Here is a 25,890-nt window from a genome sequence, read left to right on the forward strand (position 1 = left end):
TTATAGGGGCTGAAGCCGTCGCGCAGCGCGGCGGCGGCGCGCCGTGACGCGCAGCATCAGGAAGGAGAAGCCGTTTGCCGAAGTTGAGCGTGGATTTCGTCACCATCAAGCGCCTCGCGCAGTTCGCGGCCCGGCGTAGCGCCGAGGATCGCATCCCGCAAGTGGCGGGCAGCCTGACCTTCACGACGATGCTGGCGCTCGTGCCGCTCGTGACGGTCGCGTTCGCGCTGTTCACCGCGTTTCCGATGTTCGCGTCGTTCCAGATCTCGCTGCAGGGGTTCCTCGCGGATCACCTGATGCCCGCGCAGTTCAACATCCAGATCTTCAAGTACCTGAACCAGTTCGCGGCGAAGGCCAAGGGGCTGACGACGGCCGGCCTGATCGTGCTCGTCGTCACGTCGGTGATGACCATGATGACGATCGAATCGGCGTTCAACCTGATCTGGCGCGTGCGCAAGCCGCGGCCGTTCGCGCAGCGCGTGCTCGCGTACTGGGCGCTGATCACGCTCGGGCCCTTGCTGTTCGGCGTGAGCCTGTCGATCTCGTCGTACCTGTTCACGCAGTCGCTCGCATTCACCGGCGCGGCGTCGTCCACGTCGATCGTCGAGTGGCTGCTCGCGCTCGCGTCGCTGCCGCTGACGGTGCTCGCGTTCACGCTGCTGTACGTGTACCTGCCGAACTGCGCGGTCGCATGGCGCGACGCGGTGATCGGCGGCTTGTTCGCGGCCATCGCGTTCGAACTCGCGAAGCGCGGCTTCGGCTACTACGTCCGGCGCATTCCGACCTATACGGCCGTCTATGGCGCGTTCGCGGCGCTGCCGGTGTTCCTGCTGTGGGTCTATTTGAGCTGGTTCATCGCGCTGCTCGGCGCGATGGTGGCGTCGGCGCTGCCGGCGATTCGTGTCGGCCAGTTCCACCGCATCCACTATCCGGGCAGCGACCTGCTCGACGCGCTCGAACTGCTCGCACGGCTGGCCGAAGCGCGCGCGGCCGGCAAGCGCGGCCACACGGCGATGTGGCTCGCGACGATGCTGCGCTGCGACATGGAAACCGCGCAACGGTTGCTGACGACGATGGAGGAGCGGGAATGGGTGGCGCGGCTCGACGGCGACGGCGAGGCCACGCCGCGCTACATCCTGCTCGCGAACCCCGAACAGTTGACGCTCGCGCACCTGTTCGACGTGCTGGTGATCGATCGGACGGAGCTGACCTACCAGCTCCAGCGGCGCCGCAGCCACGTCGACGGCGCGGCGCTCCTCGCGGTGCTGTCGAGCGACCGGTTCGACGTGACGCTCGCGTCGCTGATCGCCGCGCACCGGCTCGCGGGCGCGCAGCCGGCCGGGAGCGCCGGTCCGGCGCCGGGCGTGGCCGACCCGCACGCGCGGCCGCCGCGGCCAGCGTGAAGGCGGGGCGGGCAGGTTACAGCGGGATCTTGCCGGTGCAGATGTCCTTGAACATCACCCAGTCGCCCATCAGGCTGTAGATCGGGTGCCGGAACGTGGCCGGGCGGTTCTTCTCGAAGAAGAAGTGTCCGACCCACGCGAACCCGTAGCCACAGACGACCGCCGCCGGCAGCCACGGCCAGTCGCCCGTCGCGACCGCCATCGCGACGCAGCCGATCACGCCGAGCGAGCCGATGAAGTGCAGCCGCCTCGACGTCAGGTTCTGGTGCTCGTTCAGGTAATACGGGTAGAAGTCAGCGAAGCTGGCGAATTGCTCCGTATGCGTATGCGCCATGGCCGTCTCCTCGGGCCGCCGTTCATGAGGCCATTGTGCGGCCGGCGGCCCGCGTCCGCAAGCGGCGGCGGACCGCCGCGCCGGCCCGTGCTTTCCTTTTGACAGGCTTTCCGATAGGATCGAAAGAGATTTTGCATTCAAGCATGAGGGGACTACGATGCGCGTCAGCGATATTCTGAAAGTGAAGGGCAACACGCTGTTTACGGTGACGCCCGATATGCCGCTGCGCGAAGCGGTCGATACGATGGCCGAACACGACATCGGTTCGCTCGTCGTGATGGAGTACGGCGATCTCGTCGGGATGCTGACGTTTCGCGAGATCATCCTGCGTCTGCACGTGAACGGCGGCGCGATCGGCGACGTGCAGGTGCGCAAGGTGATGGACGAGCCGCTCACGTGCACGCCGGAAACGGACGTCAACGAAGTGCGCCGGATGATGCTCGAGCGTCACGCGCGTTACATGCCGGTGCTCGACAAGAAGGTGTTGATGGGCGTCATTTCGTTCTACGACGTCGCGAAGACGGTCGTCGAGGCGCAGAGCTTCGAGAACCGGATGCTGAAGGCGTACATCCGCGACTGGCCGGAATCGGAAGCCGAAGCGCACAAGCCGTGAACCATGCCGCGCCCGGCACCTCGATGCATGGGCGCCGCCATCCGGCATGCGGCGGCGCAGGTTTGACCTGCGCCGCCTTTTTTTCAACGACAACAACACGAGGCCCGCGCAGCTTCGCCCAGACGATGCGCGCGTATTCCGCATGAGCGATCACACGCAAGCCACTTCCGGGCGGCGCGACGAACGGCGCGCGCACGCATCGCAGTTCGACCTGCTGCGCGAGCGCCGCTTCGCGCCGTTCTTCACGACCCAGTTCCTCGGCGCGCTGAACGACAACGTCTTCAAGATCGGCTTCACGTCGCTCGTCACGTATCACACCGCGCGGTTCTCCGGCGTCGACGCGAAGACGGCCGCGTTCCTGATTTCCGCGATCTTCATCTTGCCGTTCGTGCTGTTCTCGGCGACGTCCGGCCAGATCGCCGACAAATACGACAAGGCGACCCTCACGCGCTTCGTGAAGTCCTTCGAGATCGTGCTGATGCTGGTCGGCGCGGCGGGCTTCGTCACGCACAGCGCGACGCTGCTGTATTTGTGCACGTTCATGATGGGGATGCACTCGACGCTGTTCGGGCCCGTCAAGTATTCGTACCTGCCGCAGCATCTCGGCGAACACGAGCTGGTCGGCGGCAACGGTCTCGTCGAGATGGGCACGTTCATCGCGATCCTGATCGGCACGATCATCGGCGGCGCGGCGGCCGGCATCGAAGGCAGCGGCGAGCGCATACTCGCGGTGAGCGTCGTCGTCATCGCGCTGGCCGGGCGGCTCGTCGCGCAGCGCGTGCCGTCGACGCCCGCGCCGCAGCCCGACCTCGTGATCAACTGGAATCCGGTCAGCGAGACCTGGCGCAATCTCGGCCTCGCGCGCCAGAACCGCACGGTGTTCCTGAGTCTGCTCGGCATCTCGTGGCTGTGGTTCGTCGGCGCGACGTTCCTCACGTCGTTCTTCAATTTCGCGAAGGACGTGCTGTCCGCGAGCCCCGACGTCGTCACGGTCCTGCTCGCGACGTTCTCGGTCGGTATCGGCCTCGGTTCGCTGCTGTGCGAGCGGCTGTCGCAGCGGCGCGTCGAGATCGGGCTCGTGCCGCTCGGTTCGATCGGCATCAGCGTGTTCGCGATCGAGCTGTATTTCGCGAGCCACGCGCTGCCGTCGCCCGGCCATCTGCTGTCGGTCGGCGAATTCCTGGCCGGTGCGCGCCACTGGCGCATCCTGGCCGACCTGTTCCTGCTGGCGATGTTCGGCGGCTTCTACAGCGTGCCGCTGTACGCGCTGATCCAGAGCCGCAGCGCGCCGACGCACCGCGCGCGGATCATCGCCGCGAACAACATCCTGAATGCGCTGTTCATGATCCTGTCGGCCGTGATGGCGATGGGGCTGACCAAGGCCGGCGTCGACATCCCGGGCCTGTTCCTCGTCACCGCGCTGCTGAACGTCGTCGTCGCGGGGTATATCTACCTGCTCGTGCCCGAGTTCCTGCTGCGCTTCGTCGCGTGGGTGCTCGTGCACACCTTCTACCGGATTCGCCTCGTGCACGCGGAGCGGATCCCGGCGGAAGGGGCCGCGGTGCTCGTGTGCAACCACGTCAGCTACGTCGATGCGCTCGTGCTGGCCGCCGCGAGCCCCCGCCCGATTCGTTTCGTGATGGATCACCGGATCTTCAAGACGCGCTTCGCGAGCTGGGTATTCCGGCATGCGAAGGCGATCCCGATCGCGCCGCGTCACGAGGATCCCGCGATGCTCGCGCGCGCGTACGACCTGTGCGAGGCCGCGCTGAAGGACGGCGAACTCGTGTGCATCTTCCCCGAGGGCAAGCTGACGAAGACGGGCGACATCAACACGTTTCACCACGGCATCACCGAGATCCTGAACCGCACGCCGGCGCCGGTGATCCCGATGGCACTACGCGGGCTGTGGGGCAGCTATTTTTCGCGGCATACCGATGCGCGGATGCCGCGTCCCATCAAGCGCGGCATGATGAGCCGGCTGACGCTGGCGGTCGGTGAGCCGATCCCGGCGTCGGTTGCGACGCCCGAGTCGCTGCAGGCGGCGGTGACCGAGCTGCGCGGCGCGCGGAAGTAGAAGGGCGCCCGGCCCGATAGCGCACGGACATTCGGCTGCGTCCGGGCTGGAACGGGCGTCCGGTCGCGCCCTCCGGGGCCTTGCTTGCACACACGCCTGCGCCCAGCCGGCGGTCAGGCGGCCCGCCGGCCCGGGACGGCTGGCATAATAGCGGTTTACCTCTTTTCTCGACCGGCAAACGATCGACCTGCCTGCGGCCCCGGCAGCGCATCGGTTTGCCCATTTCTCTTTGGGCGGTTCCATCATGTCCGGCAATACCCTCGGCACGCTTTTCACTGTCACGACCTTCGGCGAATCGCACGGTCCCGCGATCGGCTGCGTGATCGACGGCTGCCCGCCGGGGATGGGGCTGACCGAAGCCGACATCCAGGCCGAGCTCGATCGCCGCAAGCCCGGCACATCGCGGCACGTGACGCAACGGCAGGAGGCCGACGAGGTCGAGATCCTGTCGGGCGTGTTCGAAGGCGTGACGACCGGTACGCCGATCGCGCTGCTGATCCGCAATACCGACCAGCGCAGCAAGGACTACGGCAACATCGTCGAGACGTTCCGTCCCGGCCACGCCGACTACACCTACTGGCAGAAATACGGCATTCGCGACTACCGCGGCGGCGGCCGTTCCTCGGCGCGCCTGACCGCGCCGATCGTCGGCGCCGGCGCGGTCGCGAAGAAGTGGCTGCGCGAGCGCTTCGGGGTCGAGGTGCGCGGTTACATGAGCGGCCTCGGCGAAATCGACGTGCCGTTCGTCGACTGGTCGCACGTGCACGAGAACCCGTTCTTCTCGCCGAACGCGGCGGTCGTGCCGGAGCTCGAGGCGTACATGGACGCGCTGCGCAAGGAGGGCGATTCGATCGGCGCGCGCATCGACGTCGTCGCGTCGGGCGTGCCGGTCGGCTGGGGCGAACCGGTGTTCGACCGGCTCGATGCCGATATCGCGAAGGCGATGATGAGCATCAATGCGGTGAAGGGCGTCGAGATCGGCGCGGGCTTCGACAGCGTCGCGCAGCGCGGCTCGGTGCACGGCGACGAACTGACGCCGGCCGGCTTCGTCGGCAACCACGCGGGCGGCGTGCTCGGCGGGATTTCGACGGGGCAGGACATCACCGTGTCGATCGCGATCAAGCCGACGTCGAGCATCCGCACGCCGCGCCGTTCGATCACGAAGAGCGGTGAGGCGGCGACGGTCGAAACCTTCGGTCGCCACGATCCGTGCGTCGGCATTCGTGCGACGCCGATCGCCGAATCGATGCTCGCGCTGGTGCTGATCGACCATGCGCTGCGTCACCGCGCGCAGTGCGGCGACGTCGAGACGCCGACGCCGAAGATCGCCGCCAGCGCGACCTGATACGAGCGGGCGGGGCGCGGCGTGCGCCATCCCGACCGTCGAACGACGAATGCAAGAGGGGCGCTGCGTGATGCAGCGCCCCGTTTCGTTTGCGGCAGTGTGTAGCGACCAAACAAAACGCGCCGCTCGTGGCGGCGCGTTCCGGCAGGTTACATGTTCGGGTAATTCGGCCCGCCGCCCCCTTCGGGCGTGACCCACACGATGTTCTGCGTCGGGTCCTTGATGTCGCAGGTCTTGCAGTGCACGCAGTTCTGCGCGTTGATCACCAGGCGATCGCCGCCGTCGTCGTTCTTCACGAACTCGTACACCGCCGCCGGGCAGAACCGCGCCTCCGGCCCCGCGTACGTGCGCAGGTTCACGTTCACCGGCACGCTCGCATCCTTCAGCGTCAGATGCGCCGGCTGGTTCTCCTCGTGGTTCGTGTTCGAGATGAACACCGACGACAGCCGGTCGAACGTCAGCTTGCCGTCCGGCTTCGGATACGCGATCGGCTCGCACTGCGACGCCGGCTTCAGCATTTCGTGATCCGCATGCTGGTGATGCAGCGTCCACGGCACGTTGCCGCCCATCACTTTCTGCTCGAGTCCGACCATCAGCGTGCCCAGGTACAGCCCCTTGGCCATCCACTGCTTGAAGTTGCGCGCGCGGTACAGCTCCGTGTACAGCCACGATTGCTTGAACGCATCCGGATACGCGTTGAGTTCGTCCGACTGGCGGCCGGCCTGCACCGCGTCGAATGCGGCGTCGGCCGCCAGCATGCCGGTCTTGATCGCCGCGTGGCTACCCTTGATCCGCGATGCGTTCAGGAAGCCCGCGTCGTCGCCGATCAGCGCGCCGCCCGGGAACACCGTCTTCGGCAGCGACAGCAGGCCGCCGGCGGTGATCGCGCGCGCGCCGTACGACACGCGCTTGCCGCCTTCGAGGAACGCGCGGATCGACGGATGCGTCTTGTAGCGCTGGAATTCCTCGAACGGCGACAGGTACGGGTTCGTGTAACCCAGGCCCACCACGAAGCCGACCACGACCTGGTTGTTGTCCATGTGATACAGGAACGAGCCGCCGTAGGTATCGGACTTCAGCGGCCAGCCGGCCGTGTGGATCACGAGACCCGGCTTGTGCTTCGCGGGATCGATTTCCCACAGTTCCTTGATGCCGATCCCGTACGCCTGCGGATCGGCGTTCGCGTCGAGCTTGAACTTCGAGATCAGCTGGCGGCCGAGGTGGCCGCGGCAGCCTTCGGCGAACAGCGTGTACTTCGCGTGCAATTCCATGCCGAGCTGGAAGTTCTCGGTCGGCTCGCCGTCCTTGCCCACGCCCATGTTGCCGGTCGCGACGCCTTTGACCGAGCCGTCGTCGTTGTAGAGGATTTCCGCGGCGGGGAAGCCCGGGAAAATCTCGACGCCCAGCGCTTCGGCCTGTGCCCCGAGCCAGCGCGTGACGTTGCCCAGCGAGATCACGTAATTGCCGTGATTCTTGAAGTTCTCGGGCAGCGCCCAGTTCGGCGTGGTCACCGCGCTTTTCTCGGACAGGAACAGGAAGCGGTCTTCCGTCACCTCGACATCGAGCGGTGCGCCCCGTTCCTTCCAGTCGGGAAACAGTTCGGTGATCGCGCGCGGGTCCATCACCGCGCCCGACAGGATGTGCGCGCCGATCTCGGAACCCTTCTCGAGCACGCATACGCCGATCTCGGTGCCTTTCTCGGCGGCCAGCTGCTTGAGCCGGATCGCCGCCGACAGCCCGGCGGGGCCGCCGCCGACGATCACGACGTCGTATTCCATCGATTCGCGCGGGCCGTATTGCTCGATGAGGCTTGCGGGGGTCATTGGCGTTCCTCTAACCGTTAGAATGCTTTTATTCGGGAGCGTATTGTCTGCGAAACGAAACGCTTGCCGCAACAACATGCAAGTAGATTAGCACGATCGTTCTATTTTTTGTGCTAGGGTAATGCCGCTCAGGCAGTGCCGCCTGGGCTGGCGAAACGATATCGAAAGGGGATGTGCAAATGGGTCGATCGATCAATCTGGAAGGCAAGGTTGCGCTGGTCACGGGCGCGTCGAGCGGCCTCGGGCAGCGTTTTGCGCAGGTGCTGTCGCAGGCCGGCGCGAAGGTCGTGCTCGCGAGCCGCCGCGTCGAACGCCTGAAGGAGCTGCGTGCGGAGATCGAGGCGGCGGGCGGTGCCGCGCACGTCGTATCGCTCGACGTGACCGACGTCCAGAGCATCAAGGCGGCCGTCGCGCATGCGGAGACGGAAGCCGGCACGATCGACATCCTCGTGAACAATTCGGGTGTGTCGACGATGCAGAAGCTCGTCGACGTGACGCCGGCGGATTTCGAGTTCGTGTTCGATACGAACACGCGCGGCGCATTTTTCGTCGCGCAGGAAGTCGCGAAGCGGATGATCATGCGCGCGAACGGCGGCGGCAACGGCAAGCCGCCGTGCCGGATCATCAACATCGCGTCGGTGGCCGGGCTGCGCGTGTTCCCGCAGATCGGGCTGTACGCGATGAGCAAGGCCGCGGTCGTGCAGATGACGCGCGCGATGGCGCTGGAGTGGGGGCGCCACGGGATCAACGTGAACGCGATCTGTCCGGGCTATATCGATACCGAAATCAATCATTACCTGTGGGAAACCGAACAGGGCCAGAAGCTGCAGTCGATGCTGCCGCGCCGGCGCGTCGGCAAGCCGCAGGATCTCGACGGGCTGTTGTTGCTGCTCGCGGCCGACGAGTCGCAGTTCATCAACGGTTCGATCATCTCCGCCGACGACGGTTTCGGCCTCGCCTGAGCGGGTGACATTCAGCAACAAAGAAGAGTGCAATGAGCGCAACAAGCGATTACTCCCCCGTTTTTGAGATGTCGATGCCGATCCGCTGGGGCGACATGGACGCGTTCGGCCATGTGAACAACACGGTCTATTTCCGCTACATGGAGCAGGCGCGGATTTCGTGGTTCGAGGCGCTCGGCATTGCCGGCGGCAACGGCGAGGGGCAGGGGCCCGTCATCGTCACGGCGTCGATGGAATTCCTCAAGCAGCTGCACTATCCGGGCGACGTGATCGCGAAGATGTCGGCCGCCAAGCCCGGCCGAAGCAGCTTCGACACCGGGTTCGAGCTCACGCGCGCGGACGATCCGCAGCACGTCTATGCGCGTGGCAACGCACGCTGCGTGTGGGTCGACTACGCGCTCGGCAAGTCGGTGCCGCTGCCGCAACTGCTGCGCGACACGATCGAGCACGCGCTCGCGACGAAAGTCGTCTGAGCGCGGCTGCCGGCAGGCCGGCACCGGGCGCCGGTGGCATGCCGTGCCTGTTGTTTCTCCGTTGTTTCCCCTGATCGGCCGCCATGTGCGGCCGATTGTCGTTCGAGCGCCGCCACGCGATGCGCGTTCACTGCCCGAGCAGGCGCTGGAGCAGCTCCGGCGTGTTGTTCGTCCCGTATTTACGCATCAGCCGGGCGCGGTAGATGTCGACCGTGCGCGAGCTGATGTCGAGCACGCGCCCGATCTGCTTGCTGGTCTTGCCGGTCGCGAGCTGGGCGGCGATTTCGCGCTCGCGCGGCGTCAGCTCGACCGCGACACGGCGCGTCGCGCTCAAGTCCTCGAAGGTCCAGACGCCGGCCGCGAGCGGCGCGGTGCGGTCGAGCGCGCGGCCCGTCACGTGGCACCAGAACAGCTCGCCGTCCGCGCGCTTCATGATTCTGTCATCCGAGTAGATGCCGTTCGCTGCCATCACGCGCGAGATGCGCTCGCCGATTCGCTGGAATTCGTCCGTCGACGGATAGAGCACCTCGTACGATTTCCCGATCAGGTCGCCCCGCGCGCACCGGAAGATCGACGCGAGCGCGTCGTTGCAGTCCTCGATCACGCGGTCGCGCGACAGCACGAGGCCGAGCGGCGCGAGGTGGAAGGCGGTCTGGTAATCGAGGTCGGGCATGGCGCGGGCAAGCGGAGGCAAATGCTTATGTATTTTTGCGTATTGTGCCGTATCGGCGTCACATCGTACCCTTTCGGGCATCTCGCGGCGGTTTGCCGCGACATAAAAACAGCGCGCCTCGACGCAGGTATCGCCGTGCATGCATAGAATGGTGCGGCGGGCTTGCGGCCCACAAGGGCGCGTGAACCGGTTTCGCTGGTTTCCATAGAGGAAGGGACAACAGATGAACAAAGTCTATCCAAGCGCGGCCGCCGCGCTGGAAGGGATCGTCCGTGACGGACAGACCTTCGCGGTGGGCGGCTTCGGCCTGTGCGGGATTCCGGAGGCGCTGATCGCGGCGTTGCGCGATACGGCCGTCAAGGGCATCACCTGCATCAGCAACAACGCGGGTGTCGACGGTTTCGGCCTCGGCCTGCTGCTGGAAACGCGCCAGATCAAGAAGATGATCTCGTCGTACGTCGGCGAGAACAAGGAGTTCGAGCGCCAGTACCTGGCCGGCGAACTCGAGCTCGAATTCACGCCGCAGGGCACGCTCGCCGAAAAGCTGCGCGCGGGCGGCGCGGGCATCCCCGCATTCTTCACGAATACCGGCTACGGCACCGTGATTGCGGAAGGCAAGGAAACGCGCCAGTTCGGCGATCGCCACTACGTGCTCGAGCCGTCGCTGACGGCCGACGTCGCGCTCGTCAAGGCGTGGAAGGCCGACAAGTCGGGCAATCTCATCTACCGCCGCACCGCGCGCAACTTCAACCCGATGTGCGCGATGGCCGGCAAGATCACCGTGGTGGAGGTCGAGGAGATCGTCGAGAACGGCACGCTCGATCCGGACCAGGTTCATACGCCGGGGATCTTCGTGCAGCGCATCGTGTTGAACGCGACGCCTGAAAAACGCATCGAACAACGCGTCATCCGCGCGAAAGGAGACTGACATGGCCTGGAATCGTGACCAGATGGCCGCGCGCGCGGCGAAGGAACTGCAGGACGGCTTCTACGTGAACCTCGGCATCGGCCTGCCGACGCTCGTCGCGAACCACGTGCCGCAAGGCGTCGAGGTGTGGCTGCAGTCGGAGAACGGCCTGCTCGGCATCGGCCCGTCGCCGACCGAAGACGAAGTCGACGCCGATCTCATCAACGCCGGCAAGCAGACCGTCACGACGCTGCCGGGTTCGTCGATCTTCTCGTCGGCCGATTCGTTCGCGATGATTCGCGGCGGTCACATCAACCTGGCGATCCTCGGCGCGATGCAGGTCAGCAAGCGGGGCGATCTCGCGAACTGGATGATCCCGGGCAAGATGATCAAGGGGATGGGCGGCGCGATGGATCTCGTCGCCGGCGTGAAGCGCGTCGTCGTGCTGATGGAGCATGTCGCGAAGGGCGATCAGCACAAGATCCTCGACGAATGCAACCTGCCGCTCACGGGTGTCGGTGTGGTCGACCTGATCATCACCGATCTCGGCGTGATCGAAGTGACGCCGGCCGGGTTGAAGGTGCTCGAGCTCGCCGACGGCGTGAGCGCCGATGAGATCCAGGCGAAGACGGGAGCGCCGCTCGACGTCAGCGCCGTGGCCTGAGCGTCACGTTGTCGCGTCATTCTCGACGCCCCGCGTTCCTCACGGAACGCGGGGCGTTTTGTCATGACCGCATGCGTCACGCGATCGCGCCGCCGCCGTCGATCGGTACCGTTGAGCCGGTTGCATTGGCGGCGCCCCGTCATTCCGAAGCGGTTTACAATCGTTTGCATCGGGCGCCGCAAGCGTTGCCCCATGCGGGCCCCCGTTCGACAGGATGCCAACGATGCCACCGACTTCAGCGAATCCTCAGGTTCCCCGCCAGCGGCGCGTGCAATGCGCGAGCCCGGCCGGCCTCCATCACGTTGCCTATACCGAATGGGGCGACTCAGCCAATCCGCGCGTGCTCGTCTGCGTGCACGGCCTGACCCGCTCCGGGCGCGATTTCGACCGGCTCGCCGCCGCGCTGTCCGATACGTATCGCGTTGTCTGCCCCGATGTCGTCGGGCGTGGCCGGTCGGACCGGCTGGCCGATCCGCGGCACTATGCGATTCCGCAGTACGTGGCCGACATGGTGACGCTGATCGCGCGCCTCGACGTCGAATCGGTCGACTGGTTCGGCACGTCGATGGGCGGCCTGATCGGCATGGCGCTCGCGGGGCTTCCCGGCACGCCGGTGCGGCGGATGATCGTCAACGACGTCGGCCCGCGCATCGAGCCCGATTCGCTGACGCGCATCGGCGAATATCTCGGCGTGCAGCCGCGCTTTGCGACCGAGCAGGAGGCGATCGACTATCTGACCTCGCTGTCGCTGCCGTTCGGAGCGCTGAGCGCCGACGAGTGGCGCGAGATCAACGGGCCGCTGCTGCACGAACTGCCCGAAGGCGGCTGGACGATGCGCTACGATCCGCGCATCGCCGAGCCGTTCAAGGCGACGACGCCCGAACTGGCCGCGCTCGGCGAGGCCGCGCTGTGGCGCGCGATCGAAACGACGGATGCAATGCTGCTCGTCGTGCGCGGCGAGACGTCCGACTTGCTGTCGCGCGAGACGGCGGCCGAAATGGTCCGTCGCGGCCGGCATGTGACGCAGGTCGAGATTCCGGGGGCGGGCCACGCGCCGGCCTTCGTCAGCGCCGACCAGATTGCGCTCGCGCGGCGGTTTTTCGTCGAAGGCGACGTATAAACGCGTCATAATATGCGGTTCGGCGGTGCGCGGGCCGTGCCGCCGCCCGATTTCTTACCCATTCACGACCGGAACACTTTCATGGCAGTCATTCGTCATCACGTCGGGGCCCGTCTCTCCGAAACCGCGATCCACAACGGTACCGTGTATCTGGCAGGCCAGATCGCCGAAGACACCACGCAGGACATCCGCGGCCAGACGCGCGAAGTGCTCGGCCACATCGACCGCCTGCTCGCCGAAGCGAACAGCGACAAGGCGCATCTGCTGTCGGTGCAGATCTACATCTCGGATCTCGCGAATTTCGAAGGCATGAATGCGGAGTGGGACGCATGGGTCGCGCAGGGCAACACGCCGCCGCGCGCCACCGTCGAGGCGAAGCTCGCCGATCCGGCGCTGCTCGTCGAGATCGTGGTCGTCGCCGCGCAGCGGAGCTGAGTCGAGCTGAGCGTTATCCGACGATGACCGTATTCCGGCAGGCCGTGCAATGACCGAATCCGTTTCCGCTTCCCCCGTCGCGGCGCCGTCGTTCGACGACGTGCTCGCGTTCGTGCGCGAGCGGGCCGGCGACGCGCGCCTGTCGTCGGGCGAGCTGCTCGCCGATCACTCGGCCGGCACGGCGGCGATCATGCGCACGCTGAACGTCGATCCGTCCGCGATGCAGGCCGCCGCGCTGTTCGTGCTGACGCCGCACTTGAGCGACCCCGGGCGCGAGCTGACCGAGCGTTTCGGCGACGAAGTCGCGCGGCTCGTGTCCGACGTGCGCAAGCTGTTGCGGCTCGGCACCGTCAGCCTGCGCGTCGCGCAGAACGCGAAGCCCGACTCCGGACGCGACGCGGCGCAAGAGCGGCGTGCGCAGATCGAGGCGCTGCGCAAGATGCTGCTCGCATTCGCGCAGGACATCCGCGTGGTGCTGATCCGGCTCGCGTCGCGGTTGCAGTCGCTGCGCTACTACGCGGCCGCGAAGATCGACCCGCCGCCGGACGTCGCGCGCGAGACGCTCGAGATCTATGCGCCGCTCGCGAATCGTCTCGGTATCTGGCAACTGAAGTGGGAGCTCGAGGATCTCGCGTTTCGCTTCGAGGATCCCGTCACCTACAAGCGGATCGCGAAGCTGCTCGACGAGAAGCGCATCGAGCGCGAGGCGTACGTCACGCAGGCGATCGCGCGGTTGCAGCACGAGCTGGCGGAAGCGAACATCCAGGCCGACGTGAGCGGCCGGCCGAAGCATATCTACAGCATCTGGCGCAAGATGCGCGGCAAGGAGCTCGATTTCTCCGAGCTGTACGACGTTCGCGCGTTCCGCGTGATCGTGCCGGACATCAAGGATTGCTACGCGGTGCTCGGCATCGTGCATCACTTGTGGCAGCCGGTTCCGAAGGAATTCGACGACTACATCTCGCGGCCGAAGCCGAACGGCTACAAGTCGCTGCATACGGTCGTGATCGGCGACGACGGCCGTGCGTTCGAAGTGCAGATCCGCACGCAGGAGATGCATCGTTTCGCCGAGTACGGCGTCGCCGCGCACTGGCGCTACAAGGAGGCCGGCGCGCGCGGCTACGGCGGCCAGTTCTCGGCGAACGACAAGTACGACGAGAAGATCGCGTGGCTGCGCCAGTTGCTCGCGTGGAAGGACGACGTCGAGGACGGCACCGAAGTGTCGGGCGACCAGGCGTGGGCGCAATTGCGCGAGACGTCGCTCGACGACGACCACATCTACGTGCTGACGCCGCAGGCGCGCGTGATCGCGCTGCCGCAGGGCGCGACGCCGGTCGATTTCGCGTATCACCTGCACAGCGAGCTTGGCCATCGCTGCCGTGGCGCGCGCGTCGATGGCGTGATGGTGCCGCTGAACACGTCGCTCGCGAACGGCCAGACGGTCGAGATCGTCGCGGTGAAGGAGGGCGGGCCGTCGCGCGACTGGCTGAACCTGCAGCTCGGCTACCTGAAGAGCCCGCGCGCGCGGCAGAAAGTGCGTGCGTGGTTCAACTCGATCGAGCAGGAAGAAAACGTCGCGCACGGCCGCGCGCTCGTCGAAAAGACGCTGCAGCGCGAGGGCAAGACGTCGGTCAGCCTGGACAATCTCGCCGCGAAGCTCGGTTTCAAGTCGCCCGAGGAGCTGTTCTCGGTCGTCGGCAAGGAAGAATTCAGCCTGCGCAACGTCGAGCATGCGCTGTCCGATGCGCCGCCGCCGGAACCGGCGCCCGAGGCGCCGGCCGATTTCGAGAAGCGCAGCAGCGGCGCAAGCGTCGCGCATGGTGCGTCGACCGGCGTGCTGGTGGTGGGCGTCGACGCGCTGCTGACGCAACTCGCGCGCTGCTGCCGTCCGGCGCCGCCCGATCCGATCAGCGGTTTCGTCACGCGCGGCAAGGGGATGTCGATCCATCGCACCGACTGTCCGACGTTTCGCCGGATGGTCGAGCGCGCGCCGGAGCGCGTGCTGCAGACGACCTGGTCGGCAGACGTGCTCGGCGGGCGCGGCGCATCCGTCTATCCGGTCGACCTGATGATCGAGGCGAGCGACCGGCAAGGGTTGCTGCGCGATATCTCCGAAGTGTTCGCGCGGGAAAAGATCAACGTCGTTGGCGTGAAGACGCAGAGCCGCCGCAATGCGGCATTCATGCAGTTCACGGTCGAGGTGTCGAATTCGGCGCAGGTGCAGCGCGCGTGCACGCTGCTCGGCGAGGTGCAGGGCGTCGTGCGGGCGGCGCGAAAAGCGTGATGGGGTTGGAACGGCGTTCTTTTGCTGCAACCGCATAAAACACTTGCCAAGCCGGTAGCAGCACCATATAATCTTAGCTTCTCTAGGCTCGTAGCTCAGCTGGTTAGAGCACCACCTTGACATGGTGGGGGTCGTTGGTTCGAGTCCAATCGAGCCTACCAACGAATTGAGAATGCCCGGTCTTCGGGTGTTCGATGCAGTACACAACTCAACGCAAACAAGGCGAATACGGTTATGACACCGCGAACGTTGACCGAAACCACTTCGGAGCGACGCTAGTCGAGGAACGTTTTCGCCCTTTCAGGTTGAGTGAAGTATCGAATGCGGCCCCTCGAAAGCGGGGCCGCATTTTTTTTGTCGCGAATTTTTCACGCGTGAGTTTGATCTCGCGTACCTGGTCTGCCGCCCACTGTCGGCATCACGGAGATTGCTATGGTTTCGATACGCTTGCCTGACGGCTCAGTTCGACAATACGAGCATCCGGTGACAGTTGCCGAGGTTGCGGCCTCGATCGGTCCCGGCTTGGCGAAGGCTGCGCTTGGTGGCAAGCTCGATGGCGAGCTCGTGGATACGTCGACGGTGATCGACCGCGACGCGTCGCTCGCGATCGTCACGGACAAGGATGCCGACGGCCTCGACATCATCCGCCACTCGACCGCCCACTTGCTCGCGTATGCGGTGAAGGAACTGTATCCGGACGCGCAGGTGACGATCGGCCCCGTGATCGACAACGGTTTCTATTACGACTTCTCGTACAACCGCCCGTTTACGCCGGAAGATCTCGAAAAGATCGAAAAGCGCATGCAGGAGCTCGCGAAGAAGGACGAGCCAGTCACGCGCCGCGTCGTGTCGCGCGACGAGGCGGCCGGTTACTTCCGCAGCATCGGCGAGAAGTACAAGGCCGAGATCATCGAATCGATTCCGCAAAGCGACGAAATCAAGCTGTACTCGCACGGCGGCTTCACCGATCTGTGCCGCGGCCCGCACGTGCCGTCCACCGGCAAGCTGAAGGTGTTCAAGCTGATGAAGGTCGCGGGCGCGTACTGGCGCGGCGATTCGAAGAACGAGCAGCTGCAGCGCATCTACGGCACGGCCTGGACGAAGAAGGAAGATCAGGATCAGTACCTGCACATGCTCGAGGAAGCGGAAAAGCGCGACCACCGCAAGCTGGGCAAGCAGCTCGACCTGTTCCACATGCAGGAAGAGTCGCCGGGCATGGTGTTCTGGCATCCGAAGGGCTGGGCGCTGTGGCAGCAGGTCGAGCAGTACATGCGCCGCCGCGTCAACGAAGCCGGCTATCTCGAGATCAAGACGCCGATGATCATGGACCGCTCGCTGTGGGAGGCGTCGGGCCACTGGCAGAACTATCGCGAGAACATGTTCACGACGGAGTCGGAGAAGCGCGACTACGCGATCAAGCCGATGAACTGCCCGGGCCACGTCCAGGTGTTCAAGCACGGCCTGCGCTCGTACCGCGACCTGCCGCTGCGTTACGCGGAATTCGGCTCGTGCCACCGCAACGAGGCGTCGGGTGCGCTGCACGGCCTGATGCGCGTGCGCGGCTTCGTGCAGGACGATGCGCACATCTTCTGTACGGAAGACCAGATCATTGCCGAGTCGATCGCCTTCAACAAACTCGCGATGAGCGTGTACGGCGATTTCGGCTTCGAGCACATCGACATCAAGCTGTCGCTGCGCCCGGAGCAGCGCATGGGTTCGGACGAAACCTGGGATCGTGCCGAGCAGGGGCTGCGCGAAGCGCTGACGGCATGCGGCCTCACGTGGGAAGAGTTGCCGGGTGAGGGCGCGTTCTACGGCCCGAAGATCGAGTACCACATCAAGGATGCGCTCGGCCGTTCGTGGCAGTGCGGCACGCTGCAGCTCGACATGATGCTGCCGGAGCGCCTGGGCGCCGAGTACGTGGCGGAAGACAACAGCCGCCGCCGGCCGGTGATGCTGCACCGCGCGATCGTCGGCTCGATGGAGCGTTTCCTCGGCATTTTGATCGAGCACCATGCTGGTGCAATGCCGGTCTGGCTCGCGCCGTACCAGGCAATTGTGCTCAATATCGCCGAAAGTCAGGCCGAATATGCGCAGGCTCTGACCCAATCGTTGCAAAAACAAGGGGTTAGAGTGGCGGCCGATTTGCGCAACGAGAAGATTAGCTATAAAATACGCGAGCACACGCTGGAAAAGGTGCCTTATCTCCTCGTCGTGGGCGATAAGGAGCGTGATGCGCAAACGGTAGCCGTGCGTGCCCGTGGCGGCGTCGATCTTGGCGTAATGCCGGTCGAAGCCTTCGTTGAGCGTCTGCAGGAAGACCTGCGCTCGTTCAAGTAACCGCCCTGGCAGCGCGGCTCGTTTTTTTAATTTTTAGAGGAAACGTAACATCGCTACTGATAAGTCGTCGCACCGCATCAACGGTGAAATCACTGCGCCGGAAGTGCGCCTGGTCGGGATCGAGAACGAACCGCTCGGTATCGTAAAACTCGCTGATGCTTTCCGTAAATCGGAAGAACTGGATGTTGACCTGGTGGAAATCGCGCCGCAAGCGGTGCCGCCGGTTTGCCGTCTGATGGATTACGGCAAGTTCAAGTACCAGGAATCGAAGAAGCAGCATGAAGCGAAGCTGAAGCAGAAGGTCATCCAGGTCAAGGAAGTCAAGTTCCGCCCGGGTACCGATGACGGGGATTACAACGTCAAGCTTCGCAACCTCACGCGCTTCCTCGAAGAGGGCGACAAGACGAAGATCACGTTGCGTTTCCGCGGCCGCGAAATGGCTCACCAGGAAATCGGTATGCGGATGCTCGAGCGTCTGCGCACGGATCTCGAGGAAGTCGGCCAGGTCGAGCAGATGCCGAAGATGGAAGGGCGCCAGATGATCATGGTGCTCTCGCCGAAGAAAAAGAAGTAACGGGCCCGCGCGCATCGCGCGCAGGTTCGACAGTGGTTCGGCGCGTCGCCCGGTCAGGGCGGCGCGCCAACAATGACGGCGGCTGCGCAAGCGGTACGCCGTACACAAGTGGACTGGGTTTCGAAGGGCGGGTTCAGGGCGCAAGCCAACCGCACACCCATCGCCATCTAATAAACTGGAGTTGTCGTCATGCCGAAGATGAAGACCAAGAAGAGTGCTGCAAAGCGCTTCGTGGTGCGTCCGGGCGGTACCGTCAAGCGCGGTCAAGCCTTCAAGCGCCACATCCTGACCAAGAAAACCACGAAGAACAAGCGTCACCTGCGCGGCGCAACGGCAGTTCATGATTCCGATCTGAACTCCGTCCGCGCAATGCTGCCGTTCGCGTAACCCCTCAACCGATACTCCAAGGAGAGAAACATGCCTCGAGTCAAACGTGGGGTAACCGCACGGGCCCGCCACAAGAAGATCATCAACCTGGCCAAGGGTTATCGCGGCCGCCGCAATAACGTCTACCGCATCGCCAAGCAGGCGGTGATGCGCGCTGGTCAGTACGCGTACCGCGATCGCCGCAACAAGAAGCGTGTGTTCCGCGCACTGTGGATCACGCGTATCAACGCGGCAGTTCGCCAGCACGACATGACCTACAGCGTGTTCATCAACGGCCTGAAGAAGGCGTCGATCGAACTCGACCGTAAGGTGCTGGCCGACATGGCGGTGTTCGACAAGGCTGCTTTTGCTGCGATCGTCAAGCAGGTGAAAGCCGCCGTTGCAGCCTAATTGCGAAATTAGCACTGCGTGGTTAGTTGCAGCGAGGTTCCGGTAGTCTCGGCCGCTGCAGCGAAAACGGGGCTCTTCCGAGCCCCTTTTTTGTTTGGTGGGCGGTTTCGCTCGCCAAGACCGAATGACGTTGGAAATGATGGGATCTATGGATCTGGACCAGATTGTCGCCGACGCGCAGCAGTCCTTCGAACAGGCTGCCGACATCACCACGCTCGAAAACGAGAAAGCACGATTTCTCGGCAAATCGGGTGCGCTGACCGAGTTGCTGAAGGGCCTCGGCAAGCTCGATCCCGAAGCACGCAAGACCGAAGGCGCGCGCATCAACGTCGCGAAGCAGCAGGTCGAAGCCGCGCTCGCCGCCCGTCGCCAGGCACTGGCCGACGCGCTGCTGAATCAGCGCCTCACCGCCGAAGCGATCGACGTGACGTTGCCGGGCCGTGGCGCCGGCGCGGGCAGCCTGCACCCGGTGATGCGCACGTGGGAGCGGGTCGAACAGATTTTCGGCTCGATCGGTTTCGACGTGGCCGACGGCCCTGAAATCGAGACCGACTGGTACAACTTCACGTCGCTGAACAGCCCGGAGAACCATCCGGCGCGTTCGATGCAGGACACCTTCTACGTCGAAGGCAAGGACGCCGACGGCCGCCAGCTGCTGCTGCGCACGCACACGAGCCCGATGCAGGTGCGTTATGCGCGCATGAACCGTCCGCCGATCAAGGTGATCGCGCCGGGCCGCACGTATCGCGTCGACAGCGATGCGACCCACTCGCCGATGTTCAATCAGGTCGAGGGGCTGTGGATCGACGAAAACATCAGTTTCGCCGACCTCAAGGGCGTCTATACCGACTTCCTGAAAAAATTCTTCGAGCGCGACGACATCTTCGTGCGCTTCCGTCCGTCGTATTTCCCGTTCACGGAACCGTCGGCCGAGATCGACATGATGTTCGAGCACGGCAAGAACGCCGGCAAGTGGCTCGAAATTTCCGGCTCCGGGCAGGTGCATCCGACCGTGATCCGCAACATGGGCCTCGACCCCGAGCGCTACATCGGTTTCGCGTTCGGCAGCGGCCTCGAGCGCCTGACGATGCTGCGCTACGGCGTCCAGGATCTCCGGTTGTTCTTCGAGAACGACCTGCGTTTCCTGCGCCAGTTCGCATAACGCCGCTCGCCGCGCCGACCCGTGCCCGCGCACGCTCCGACGGACGTTTCCGAGGGGCCCGGGCGTCGATCTAACCTGTTTCGAACGTAGACATCCATGCAATTCCCTGAATCCTGGTTGAGAACCTTTGTCGACCCGCAGCTGACGACCGACGCACTGTCGCACGCGCTGACGATGGCGGGGCTCGAAGTCGAATCGCTGAGCAAGGCTGCGCCGCCGACGTCGAAGATCGTCGTCGGCCGCGTGCTCGAAGTCGTCAAGCATCCGGATGCGGACAAGCTCAATGTCTGCCAGGTCGACGCCGGCACCGGCGCGACGCTGAACATCGTCTGCGGCGCACCGAACGTGGCGCCCGGCATCAAGGTGCCGGTCGCGCTGATCGGTGCGGAACTGCCGCCGGCGGAAGAGGGCGGCAAGCCGTTCGCGATCAAGCTGTCGAAGCTGCGCGGCGTGGAGAGCCAGGGGATGCTGTGTTCGGCGCGCGAGCTGAAGCTGTCCGAGGATCACAGCGGGCTGCTGATCCTGCCGGAAGACACGCCGGTCGGCCAGGACATTCGCGAAACCCTCAATCTCGACGACACGATCTTCGAAATCAAGCTGACGCCGAACAAGGCCGACTGCCTGTCGGTGTTCGGTATCGCCCGCGAGACGGCCGCGATCACCGGTGCGCCGCTGACGCCGGTCGACATCCGCCCGGTGAACGTCGAGCTCGACGAAACGCTGCCGGTGCGCATTGCCGCGCCCGATCTGTGCGGCCGCTTCTCGGGTCGCGTGATCCGCGGCGTGAACGCGCATGCGAAGACGCCGCAGTGGATGGTCGAGCGCCTCGAGCGTTCGGGCCAGCGCAGCGTGTCCGCGCTCGTCGACATCTCGAACTACGTGATGTTCGAACTCGGCCGCCCGTCGCACGTGTTCGATCTCGACAAGATCCACGGCGGCATCGAAGTGCGCTGGGGCAAGCGCGGCGAATCGCTGAAGCTGCTCAACGGCAACACGGTGGAACTCGACGAAACGGTCGGCGTGATTGCGGACGATCGTCACGTAGAAAGCCTGGCCGGCATCATGGGCGGCGACAGCACGGCCGTCACGCTCGATACGACCAACATCTACCTGGAAGCCGCGTTCTGGTGGCCGGACAGCATCCGCGGCCGCGCGCGCAAGTACAACTTCTCGACCGATGCGGCCCATCGCTTCGAGCGCGGTGTCGATTACGCGACGACCGTCGAGCACGTCGAGCGCATCACGCAACTGATCCTCGAGATCTGCGGCGGCAAGGCCGGCCCGGTCGACGATCAGGCGGTGAACCTGCCGCAGCGCGCGCCGGTGAAGATGCGCGTGTCGCGCGCGAACCGCATCATCGGCGTGAAGATCGACGCCGACGAGATCGCGGACATCTTCACGCGCCTCGGCCTGCCGTTCGAGCGTGAAGACGATGCGTTCCTCGTCACGCCGCCGTCGCACCGCTTCGACATCGAGATCGAGGAAGACCTGATCGAGGAAGTGGCGCGCATCTACGGCTTCGAGAAGATCCCGGCGCGGCCGCCGGTCGCGACGAGCGAAATGCGCGCGACCAACGAGACGCGGCGTTCGATCCACGATATCCGTCACGCGCTGGCCGCGCGCGACTACGCGGAAACCGTCAACTTCAGCTTCGTCGATGCGGAGTGGGAGCGCGATTTCGCGGGCAACGACAACCCGATCCGGCTGCTGAACCCGATCGCGAGCCAGCTTTCGGTGATGCGCACGACGCTGTTCGGCAGCCTGATCGCGGTGCTGCGTCACAACCTGAACCGCCGCGCCGACCGCGTGCGCGTGTTCGAGTCGGGTCGCGTGTTCGTCGCCGATCCGTCGGTGAAGGCCGGCGAGCTGGCGGTCGAAGGTCACGCGCAGCCGAAGCGTGTCGGCGCGCTGGCGTACGGTCCGGCAGTCGACGAGCAGTGGGGCGTGGCGACCCGCGCGGTCGATTTCTTCGACGTGAAGGGCGATCTCGAAGCGCTGCTCGCGCCGGCCGCTGCACGCTTCGTGAAGGCCGAGCATCCGGCCCTTCATCCGGGCCGCAGCGCACGCATCGAGGTCGATGGCCGCGCGGTGGGCTGGATCGGCGAACTGCATCCGCGCCTGATGCAGAAGTACGAGCTGCCGCACGCGCCGGTGATGTTCGAGATCGACGCGGACGCGCTGATCGCACGTGCGCTGCCCGCGCCGACCGACGTGTCGAAATTCCCGCCGGTCCGTCGCGATATCGCCGTTGTCGTCGATCAGGCGGTCGAGGTTCAGGCACTTTTCGACGAAATGAAGAAGGCGCTTGCCGAAGAGGCCTGCCGATTCGTTCAGAAGGTTGTACTCTTCGACGAATTTCGTGCAAAATCAAATACTTCCGGTGGTCTTGCCGCGAACGAGAAGAGCCTTGCCTTCCGCGTGACGCTGCAGGACGCGGCTGGCACGCTGCAGGACGAGGTCGTCGATCAGGCGATCCAGACGCTGGTCGAGCGGATGGCTCGTGCCGGTGCGCGTCTGCGCGGCTAAGGAGAGGGCCGGCCCGTTCGCGGGCGGCTTTTTTCCATCGTAAGTTTTGATTCAACGCGCTGTATGGCAGATATGAACGACATGACCTCGAGTGAATTCGAAGCCCTCCTGACGGCGCAACGCAGCGCGATGAACCGCGACGCTTCGGCGCCGGCGTCCACCGAGACGCCGACGCTGACGAAGGCGGAACTGGCGGAGCTGCTGTTCGACAGCGTCGGGCTGAACAAGCGTGAAGCGAAGGACATGGTCGAGGCGTTTTTCGAAGTGATCCGCGACGCGCTCGAAAACGGCGAAAGCGTCAAGCTGTCGGGGTTCGGCAACTTCCAGCTGCGCGACAAGCCGCAGCGTCCGGGCCGCAATCCGAAGACGGGCGAGGCGATTCCGATCGCGGCCCGCCGGGTGGTAACCTTCCACGCGAGCCAGAAGCTGAAGGCGCTGGTCGAAAACGGCGCGGAGTAATACGCGCGCCCACGCCCCGCGCGGCCGCCGCGCACCCTTTACCGACGGTTAACCGACGATGACCACTACGGTTGAGAAAGTCGTCTTGCCTCCGATTCCCGCGAAGCGCTACTTCACGATCGGCGAAGTCAGCGAACTGTGCGGGGTCAAGCCGCATGTGCTGCGTTACTGGGAACAGGAATTCACTCAGCTGCGGCCGGTGAAGCGGCGCGGCAACCGGCGGTATTACCAGCATCACGAAGTGCTGCTGATCCGGCGGATTCGCGAGTTGCTGTACGAGCAGGGCTTCACGATCAACGGCGCGCGCAACCGGCTTGATTCGCCCGGCAGCCGGGCTGCGGGGGAGCCGGTCGAATCCGATGCGCGGGCCGCCGACGCGAGCGAGGCGGGCAAGCCGGGCGCAACGGTTGACGTCATCGCGTTGCGGCAGGCGTTGCTGGACGTGATCGACGGACTGAAACACGATTGAGCGCACAGCGCGCGGGAATGCATCGAAAAGCCCGGTTGGCCACATGCCACCGGGCTTTTTTCATGCGTGTGTCGCAAGCGAATCAGCGCGACGCGAGCGGATTCTTCCGACCCATGTCGACGACCAGCGTGCCGTCCGGCAACATCCGCACCGAGCCCTGCGCGACCTGGCTGCGGTACCCGTACAGGTCGAATCGCATCGGGCCGGCCTCGGCCGAATTCCGGATCAGCGCGCGCACGTTCAGTTCGAGCACGTTGAACATCTTCATGTCGCCGCCTTCCATCCACATGTAGCTCGGCGCGTCGATCTGCGGCCGCTTCGGCGCGGGCGCACCCGCTGCGCGCCGGAACGTGAGACGCAATCCGTCGCGCTCGACCGTCGCCTGGTCGAGCTTGCCGTTCAGCACGGGCGGCGGGAACACCGTGTACTGGTCGAGCACGAGCGTGTCGCCGCGCAGTTCCGCGCCGCGCCGCTGCAACGGCGTCAGTGACGCGAGCTCGATGCCGAGCGAGCGCAGCAGCGTCGCCTGCGGGATGCCGAGCACCGACACCTGCGACGGCTTGAATGCGAGGTGGCGGTCGTCGAGCACCGTCAGCGAGCCCTTCATGTCGGTCGGCAGCCAGACGCCCGGTACGTGATTCCACAGCTTGATGCCGCCCTGGACGCGCAGGTTCTGGCCGTCCGCGCTCAATTGCAGGTCGTTCAGCGAACGGGGCGAATAGTCGAGCAGGTAGTTGTTGAAGAGCGCCGACATCGCCTTCCACGACTCGACAACCGTGCCGCCGAGAATGCGGATGTCGTACTGGTTGGGGTCGTCGAGATCGACGGGTTCGCCCGGGCGCTTCGACACCAGTTCCACGTCGAGATCCTCGACATGAAAGCCGATATCGCCTGACAGGTTGAAGTCGACGTTGCGCAGGTGGATCGTCGGGTTGCGGTTCGACACATGCCGTTCGTTGAACGGCGTCGTCGACGTGCGCCGCATCGCGACCTTCTGCATGCCGGGCCGCATCGCGTCCGCCGCGAGCGCGTATGCTTCCCAGTGCTGCCGCACGTCGCGCAGCGTATTCTGCTGCGCTGTGAGGAAGCTGTCGTTCAGGCGCGCCGCGGCGTTGCCGAGCAGCGTGCCGCTGGCCGGCCCCGTATACGAAGGCATCCGAATCGCCATCGCACCGCTTTCGTCGAAGTTGAAGTAGCCGGCCGACACCTGGTCTCGATAGTGATACAGGTCGAACACGAACGTCTGGTCGCGCTTCGACGGCTCGATCGGGCCGATCAGGATGTCGGCGTTCATCGGCATCGAACGCATGAATTTCACGTCGCCGCCGCGGATGAACATCGCCTGCTGAGGCGCATTCGCGGGCATCGCAAAGCCGGCATGCGTGCCGTCGTCGAGCTTAAGGTCGAGGCCCGCCGGCGTCACGCGCACGGCGGTGATCGTGAGCTTCAGGCGCGGCGGCGGCATCAGTTTGTCGACCGCCATCACGAGATCGTCGCCGGCGAGTTGCGCGATCGGCGTCTGCACCTTCAGCAGGTCGGCCATTTTCACGTTGGCCGCGCGCATCACCGGCTGCGCGTTGATGCCCGACACGCGCACGCCGGTCGGATGGAACACGAGCTGGCTGCCGTCGCGGATCGCGAGCGTGCCGGTCAGCGAGAACGGTACCCAGCCGTCGCGCTGCATCTCGCCTTGCAGATGGATCACGCCGTCGCCGGCCGACACCGCGAGCTTGCGCAGCGGCGCGTTGCGATAGCCGAAGATGTAGGTGTTGAAGAGGGCGGTCAGCTTCGCGTTGTCGAGCGTGACCGTGCCTTCGTGCACGTCGATTTCGAAGCTCGTCGGATCGTCGAATACGATCGGCGCGCCGGCTTGCGTCGGTACAAGCGTGGCCGACAGCTGATGGATGAAGAAGCCGAGGTTGTTGACGATGCGGAAATCGACGTCGCGCAGGAACGTCATCGCGCCGTTCTGGCCCGAGTCGCGCAGCGTGAACGGGCGCGGTTGCGTGAGGCTGATCGATGCGAGCGACGGCACGGTACGTGCGATCTGCTGCTCGCGCGCGAGCAGCTCGGCCTTGGTGCGCTCGATTTTCGTCGACGCGATGGACGGGTTGCTGTCGCGTTGCGCGGCCGATTCCGCGCAGCCGGCGCAGAGCAGCGCGAGCGCCAGCGCGCCGCAGCCGAACGCACGGGATGTCAGGTGGGCCCCCCGGGCGGCCGGGCGTCGCAGGCCGGAAAACCAGTCGAAAATTGCCAAAGGCGAGCGATGGCCGCGCCGGACCGCATTCCGCATCGTCTGTCTCCATGTCTTGTCTTGATCGACGGCGGCGCGCGCCACTGCACGGCGCGAGCGTCGATGCCGTGCAGTGTGTCATAGCGCGCTAGAGCGGCGTTACCAAACAACGGGTGGCCGGGCACCGCGCGCCGGCGGGCGGCCAGACAATGGATTCGAGGTGAATGGACGGCTGGA

The 25,890-nt window shown here is 65.1% G+C and carries 23 protein-coding genes and 1 tRNA gene; 20 read left to right on the forward strand and 4 right to left on the reverse strand.

What is annotated here, in order from left to right; genetic code table 11:
- Positions 1-74: 74 nt before the first annotated feature.
- A complete protein-coding gene (locus tag CFB46_RS11215) occupies positions 75-1,403 on the forward strand; it encodes a YihY family inner membrane protein (protein ID WP_027784242.1) in 1,329 nt (442 codons plus the stop codon).
- 16 nt (positions 1,404-1,419) lie between these two features.
- Here CFB46_RS11215 and CFB46_RS11220 read toward each other — a convergent pair whose 3' ends face one another.
- Complete coding sequence (locus CFB46_RS11220) at positions 1,420-1,737, reverse strand: Mpo1-like protein (protein WP_027784243.1); 318 nt, start codon at positions 1,735-1,737, stop codon at positions 1,420-1,422.
- A gap of 157 nt (positions 1,738-1,894) precedes the next feature.
- Between CFB46_RS11220 and CFB46_RS11225 the strand changes: the two genes are divergently transcribed.
- From CFB46_RS11225 to aroC, 3 genes are all read left to right on the forward strand, one after another.
- Positions 1,895-2,350 (forward strand): CBS domain-containing protein, encoded by a 456-nt coding sequence (locus tag CFB46_RS11225; RefSeq protein ID WP_027784244.1) that lies wholly within the window; start codon positions 1,895-1,897, stop codon positions 2,348-2,350.
- A 142-nt stretch (positions 2,351-2,492) separates the two neighbouring features.
- A complete protein-coding gene (locus CFB46_RS11230; RefSeq protein WP_027784245.1) occupies positions 2,493-4,427 on the forward strand; it encodes an MFS transporter in 1,935 nt (644 codons plus the stop codon).
- A 244-nt stretch (positions 4,428-4,671) separates the two neighbouring features.
- A complete protein-coding gene (aroC, locus tag CFB46_RS11235; RefSeq protein ID WP_027784246.1) occupies positions 4,672-5,772 on the forward strand; it encodes a chorismate synthase in 1,101 nt (366 codons plus the stop codon).
- A 149-nt stretch (positions 5,773-5,921) separates the two neighbouring features.
- On the opposite strand, the gene CFB46_RS11240 is transcribed toward aroC, so the two are convergent.
- Positions 5,922-7,595 (reverse strand): electron transfer flavoprotein-ubiquinone oxidoreductase, encoded by a 1,674-nt coding sequence (locus CFB46_RS11240; RefSeq protein ID WP_027784247.1) that lies wholly within the window; start codon positions 7,593-7,595, stop codon positions 5,922-5,924.
- A gap of 179 nt (positions 7,596-7,774) precedes the next feature.
- Here CFB46_RS11240 and CFB46_RS11245 point away from each other — a divergent pair, with 179 nt between their 5' ends.
- A complete protein-coding gene (locus tag CFB46_RS11245) occupies positions 7,775-8,557 on the forward strand; it encodes an SDR family oxidoreductase (RefSeq protein ID WP_011545236.1) in 783 nt (260 codons plus the stop codon).
- Between the two features lie 32 nt (positions 8,558-8,589).
- Complete coding sequence (locus CFB46_RS11250) at positions 8,590-9,030, forward strand: acyl-CoA thioesterase (protein WP_027784248.1); 441 nt, start codon at positions 8,590-8,592, stop codon at positions 9,028-9,030.
- Positions 9,031-9,157: 127 nt separating this feature from the next.
- Here the strand turns inward: CFB46_RS11250 and CFB46_RS11255 are convergent, their stop codons facing one another.
- Complete coding sequence (locus tag CFB46_RS11255; protein ID WP_027784249.1) at positions 9,158-9,703, reverse strand: LuxR C-terminal-related transcriptional regulator; 546 nt, start codon at positions 9,701-9,703, stop codon at positions 9,158-9,160.
- 223 nt (positions 9,704-9,926) lie between these two features.
- Between CFB46_RS11255 and CFB46_RS11260 the strand changes: the two genes are divergently transcribed.
- The 14 genes from CFB46_RS11260 to CFB46_RS11330 all read left to right on the forward strand — a co-directional run bounded on the left by CFB46_RS11260 (position 9,927) and on the right by CFB46_RS11330 (position 23,420).
- The gene (locus tag CFB46_RS11260) at positions 9,927-10,631 is read left to right on the forward strand and encodes a CoA transferase subunit A (RefSeq protein WP_027784250.1); all 705 of its coding nucleotides are present in this window, start codon (positions 9,927-9,929) and stop codon (positions 10,629-10,631) included.
- A 1-nt stretch (position 10,632) separates the two neighbouring features.
- Positions 10,633-11,274, forward strand: a complete 642-nt coding sequence (locus CFB46_RS11265) for a CoA transferase subunit B (protein ID WP_027784251.1) — start codon at positions 10,633-10,635, stop codon at positions 11,272-11,274.
- A 223-nt stretch (positions 11,275-11,497) separates the two neighbouring features.
- Positions 11,498-12,394 (forward strand): alpha/beta fold hydrolase, encoded by an 897-nt coding sequence (locus tag CFB46_RS11270; RefSeq protein ID WP_027784252.1) that lies wholly within the window; start codon positions 11,498-11,500, stop codon positions 12,392-12,394.
- Positions 12,395-12,475: 81 nt separating this feature from the next.
- Positions 12,476-12,829 carry a RidA family protein gene (locus tag CFB46_RS11275; protein WP_027784253.1) on the forward strand — a complete coding sequence of 118 codons (354 nt, stop codon included), beginning with the start codon at positions 12,476-12,478 and terminating at the stop codon, positions 12,827-12,829.
- A 49-nt stretch (positions 12,830-12,878) separates the two neighbouring features.
- Complete coding sequence (locus CFB46_RS11280) at positions 12,879-15,113, forward strand: RelA/SpoT family protein (RefSeq protein WP_027784254.1); 2,235 nt, start codon at positions 12,879-12,881, stop codon at positions 15,111-15,113.
- A gap of 84 nt (positions 15,114-15,197) precedes the next feature.
- Positions 15,198-15,274 (forward strand) — tRNA-Val (locus CFB46_RS11285).
- A 271-nt stretch (positions 15,275-15,545) separates the two neighbouring features.
- Complete coding sequence (gene thrS / locus CFB46_RS11295) at positions 15,546-17,453, forward strand: threonine--tRNA ligase (RefSeq protein ID WP_027784255.1); 1,908 nt, start codon at positions 15,546-15,548, stop codon at positions 17,451-17,453.
- Between the two features lie 49 nt (positions 17,454-17,502).
- The gene (gene infC / locus CFB46_RS11300; protein WP_080681331.1) at positions 17,503-18,027 is read left to right on the forward strand and encodes a translation initiation factor IF-3; all 525 of its coding nucleotides are present in this window, start codon (positions 17,503-17,505) and stop codon (positions 18,025-18,027) included.
- Between the two features lie 189 nt (positions 18,028-18,216).
- Positions 18,217-18,414, forward strand: a complete 198-nt coding sequence (gene rpmI, locus CFB46_RS11305) for a 50S ribosomal protein L35 (RefSeq protein ID WP_004191477.1) — start codon at positions 18,217-18,219, stop codon at positions 18,412-18,414.
- A 30-nt stretch (positions 18,415-18,444) separates the two neighbouring features.
- Positions 18,445-18,804 (forward strand): 50S ribosomal protein L20, encoded by a 360-nt coding sequence (gene rplT / locus CFB46_RS11310; RefSeq protein ID WP_004192938.1) that lies wholly within the window; start codon positions 18,445-18,447, stop codon positions 18,802-18,804.
- A gap of 148 nt (positions 18,805-18,952) precedes the next feature.
- A complete protein-coding gene (gene pheS / locus CFB46_RS11315; protein ID WP_179235057.1) occupies positions 18,953-19,966 on the forward strand; it encodes a phenylalanine--tRNA ligase subunit alpha in 1,014 nt (337 codons plus the stop codon).
- Positions 19,967-20,062: 96 nt separating this feature from the next.
- On the forward strand, positions 20,063-22,492 hold the full coding sequence (gene pheT, locus CFB46_RS11320; protein WP_089499984.1) for a phenylalanine--tRNA ligase subunit beta: 2,430 nt from the start codon (positions 20,063-20,065) through the stop codon (positions 22,490-22,492).
- Positions 22,493-22,564: 72 nt separating this feature from the next.
- On the forward strand, positions 22,565-22,951 hold the full coding sequence (locus CFB46_RS11325; protein ID WP_006486093.1) for an integration host factor subunit alpha: 387 nt from the start codon (positions 22,565-22,567) through the stop codon (positions 22,949-22,951).
- A gap of 58 nt (positions 22,952-23,009) precedes the next feature.
- Positions 23,010-23,420 (forward strand): MerR family transcriptional regulator, encoded by a 411-nt coding sequence (locus CFB46_RS11330; protein ID WP_089499985.1) that lies wholly within the window; start codon positions 23,010-23,012, stop codon positions 23,418-23,420.
- Between the two features lie 82 nt (positions 23,421-23,502).
- Here CFB46_RS11330 and CFB46_RS11335 read toward each other — a convergent pair whose 3' ends face one another.
- A complete protein-coding gene (locus CFB46_RS11335) occupies positions 23,503-25,713 on the reverse strand; it encodes a hypothetical protein (protein WP_089500395.1) in 2,211 nt (736 codons plus the stop codon).
- Positions 25,714-25,890 lie beyond the last annotated feature (177 nt).

Source organism: Burkholderia sp. HI2761, assembly GCF_002223355.1.
Taxonomy (GTDB): domain Bacteria; phylum Pseudomonadota; class Gammaproteobacteria; order Burkholderiales; family Burkholderiaceae; genus Burkholderia.

Coding starts and splice junctions, on each gene's coding strand:
- CFB46_RS11260 (WP_027784250.1), top strand. CDS start 9,927: ATGAACAAAGTCTATCCAAGCGCGGCCGCCGCGCTGGAAGGGATCGTC.
- CFB46_RS11225 (WP_027784244.1), top strand. CDS start 1,895: ATGCGCGTCAGCGATATTCTGAAAGTGAAGGGCAACACGCTGTTTACG.
- CFB46_RS11280 (WP_027784254.1), top strand. CDS start 12,879: ATGACCGAATCCGTTTCCGCTTCCCCCGTCGCGGCGCCGTCGTTCGAC.
- CFB46_RS11250 (WP_027784248.1), top strand. CDS start 8,590: ATGAGCGCAACAAGCGATTACTCCCCCGTTTTTGAGATGTCGATGCCG.
- CFB46_RS11220 (WP_027784243.1), bottom strand. CDS start 1,737: ATGGCGCATACGCATACGGAGCAATTCGCCAGCTTCGCTGACTTCTAC.
- CFB46_RS11245 (WP_011545236.1), top strand. CDS start 7,775: ATGGGTCGATCGATCAATCTGGAAGGCAAGGTTGCGCTGGTCACGGGC.
- CFB46_RS11265 (WP_027784251.1), top strand. CDS start 10,633: ATGGCCTGGAATCGTGACCAGATGGCCGCGCGCGCGGCGAAGGAACTG.
- pheS (WP_179235057.1), top strand. CDS start 18,953: ATGGATCTGGACCAGATTGTCGCCGACGCGCAGCAGTCCTTCGAACAG.
- CFB46_RS11270 (WP_027784252.1), top strand. CDS start 11,498: ATGCCACCGACTTCAGCGAATCCTCAGGTTCCCCGCCAGCGGCGCGTG.
- pheT (WP_089499984.1), top strand. CDS start 20,063: ATGCAATTCCCTGAATCCTGGTTGAGAACCTTTGTCGACCCGCAGCTG.
- rpmI (WP_004191477.1), top strand. CDS start 18,217: ATGCCGAAGATGAAGACCAAGAAGAGTGCTGCAAAGCGCTTCGTGGTG.
- CFB46_RS11240 (WP_027784247.1), bottom strand. CDS start 7,595: ATGACCCCCGCAAGCCTCATCGAGCAATACGGCCCGCGCGAATCGATG.
- CFB46_RS11330 (WP_089499985.1), top strand. CDS start 23,010: ATGACCACTACGGTTGAGAAAGTCGTCTTGCCTCCGATTCCCGCGAAG.
- thrS (WP_027784255.1), top strand. CDS start 15,546: ATGGTTTCGATACGCTTGCCTGACGGCTCAGTTCGACAATACGAGCAT.
- rplT (WP_004192938.1), top strand. CDS start 18,445: ATGCCTCGAGTCAAACGTGGGGTAACCGCACGGGCCCGCCACAAGAAG.
- CFB46_RS11230 (WP_027784245.1), top strand. CDS start 2,493: ATGAGCGATCACACGCAAGCCACTTCCGGGCGGCGCGACGAACGGCGC.
- CFB46_RS11325 (WP_006486093.1), top strand. CDS start 22,565: ATGAACGACATGACCTCGAGTGAATTCGAAGCCCTCCTGACGGCGCAA.
- aroC (WP_027784246.1), top strand. CDS start 4,672: ATGTCCGGCAATACCCTCGGCACGCTTTTCACTGTCACGACCTTCGGC.
- CFB46_RS11335 (WP_089500395.1), bottom strand. CDS start 25,713: ATGCGGAATGCGGTCCGGCGCGGCCATCGCTCGCCTTTGGCAATTTTC.
- CFB46_RS11255 (WP_027784249.1), bottom strand. CDS start 9,703: ATGCCCGACCTCGATTACCAGACCGCCTTCCACCTCGCGCCGCTCGGC.
- CFB46_RS11275 (WP_027784253.1), top strand. CDS start 12,476: ATGGCAGTCATTCGTCATCACGTCGGGGCCCGTCTCTCCGAAACCGCG.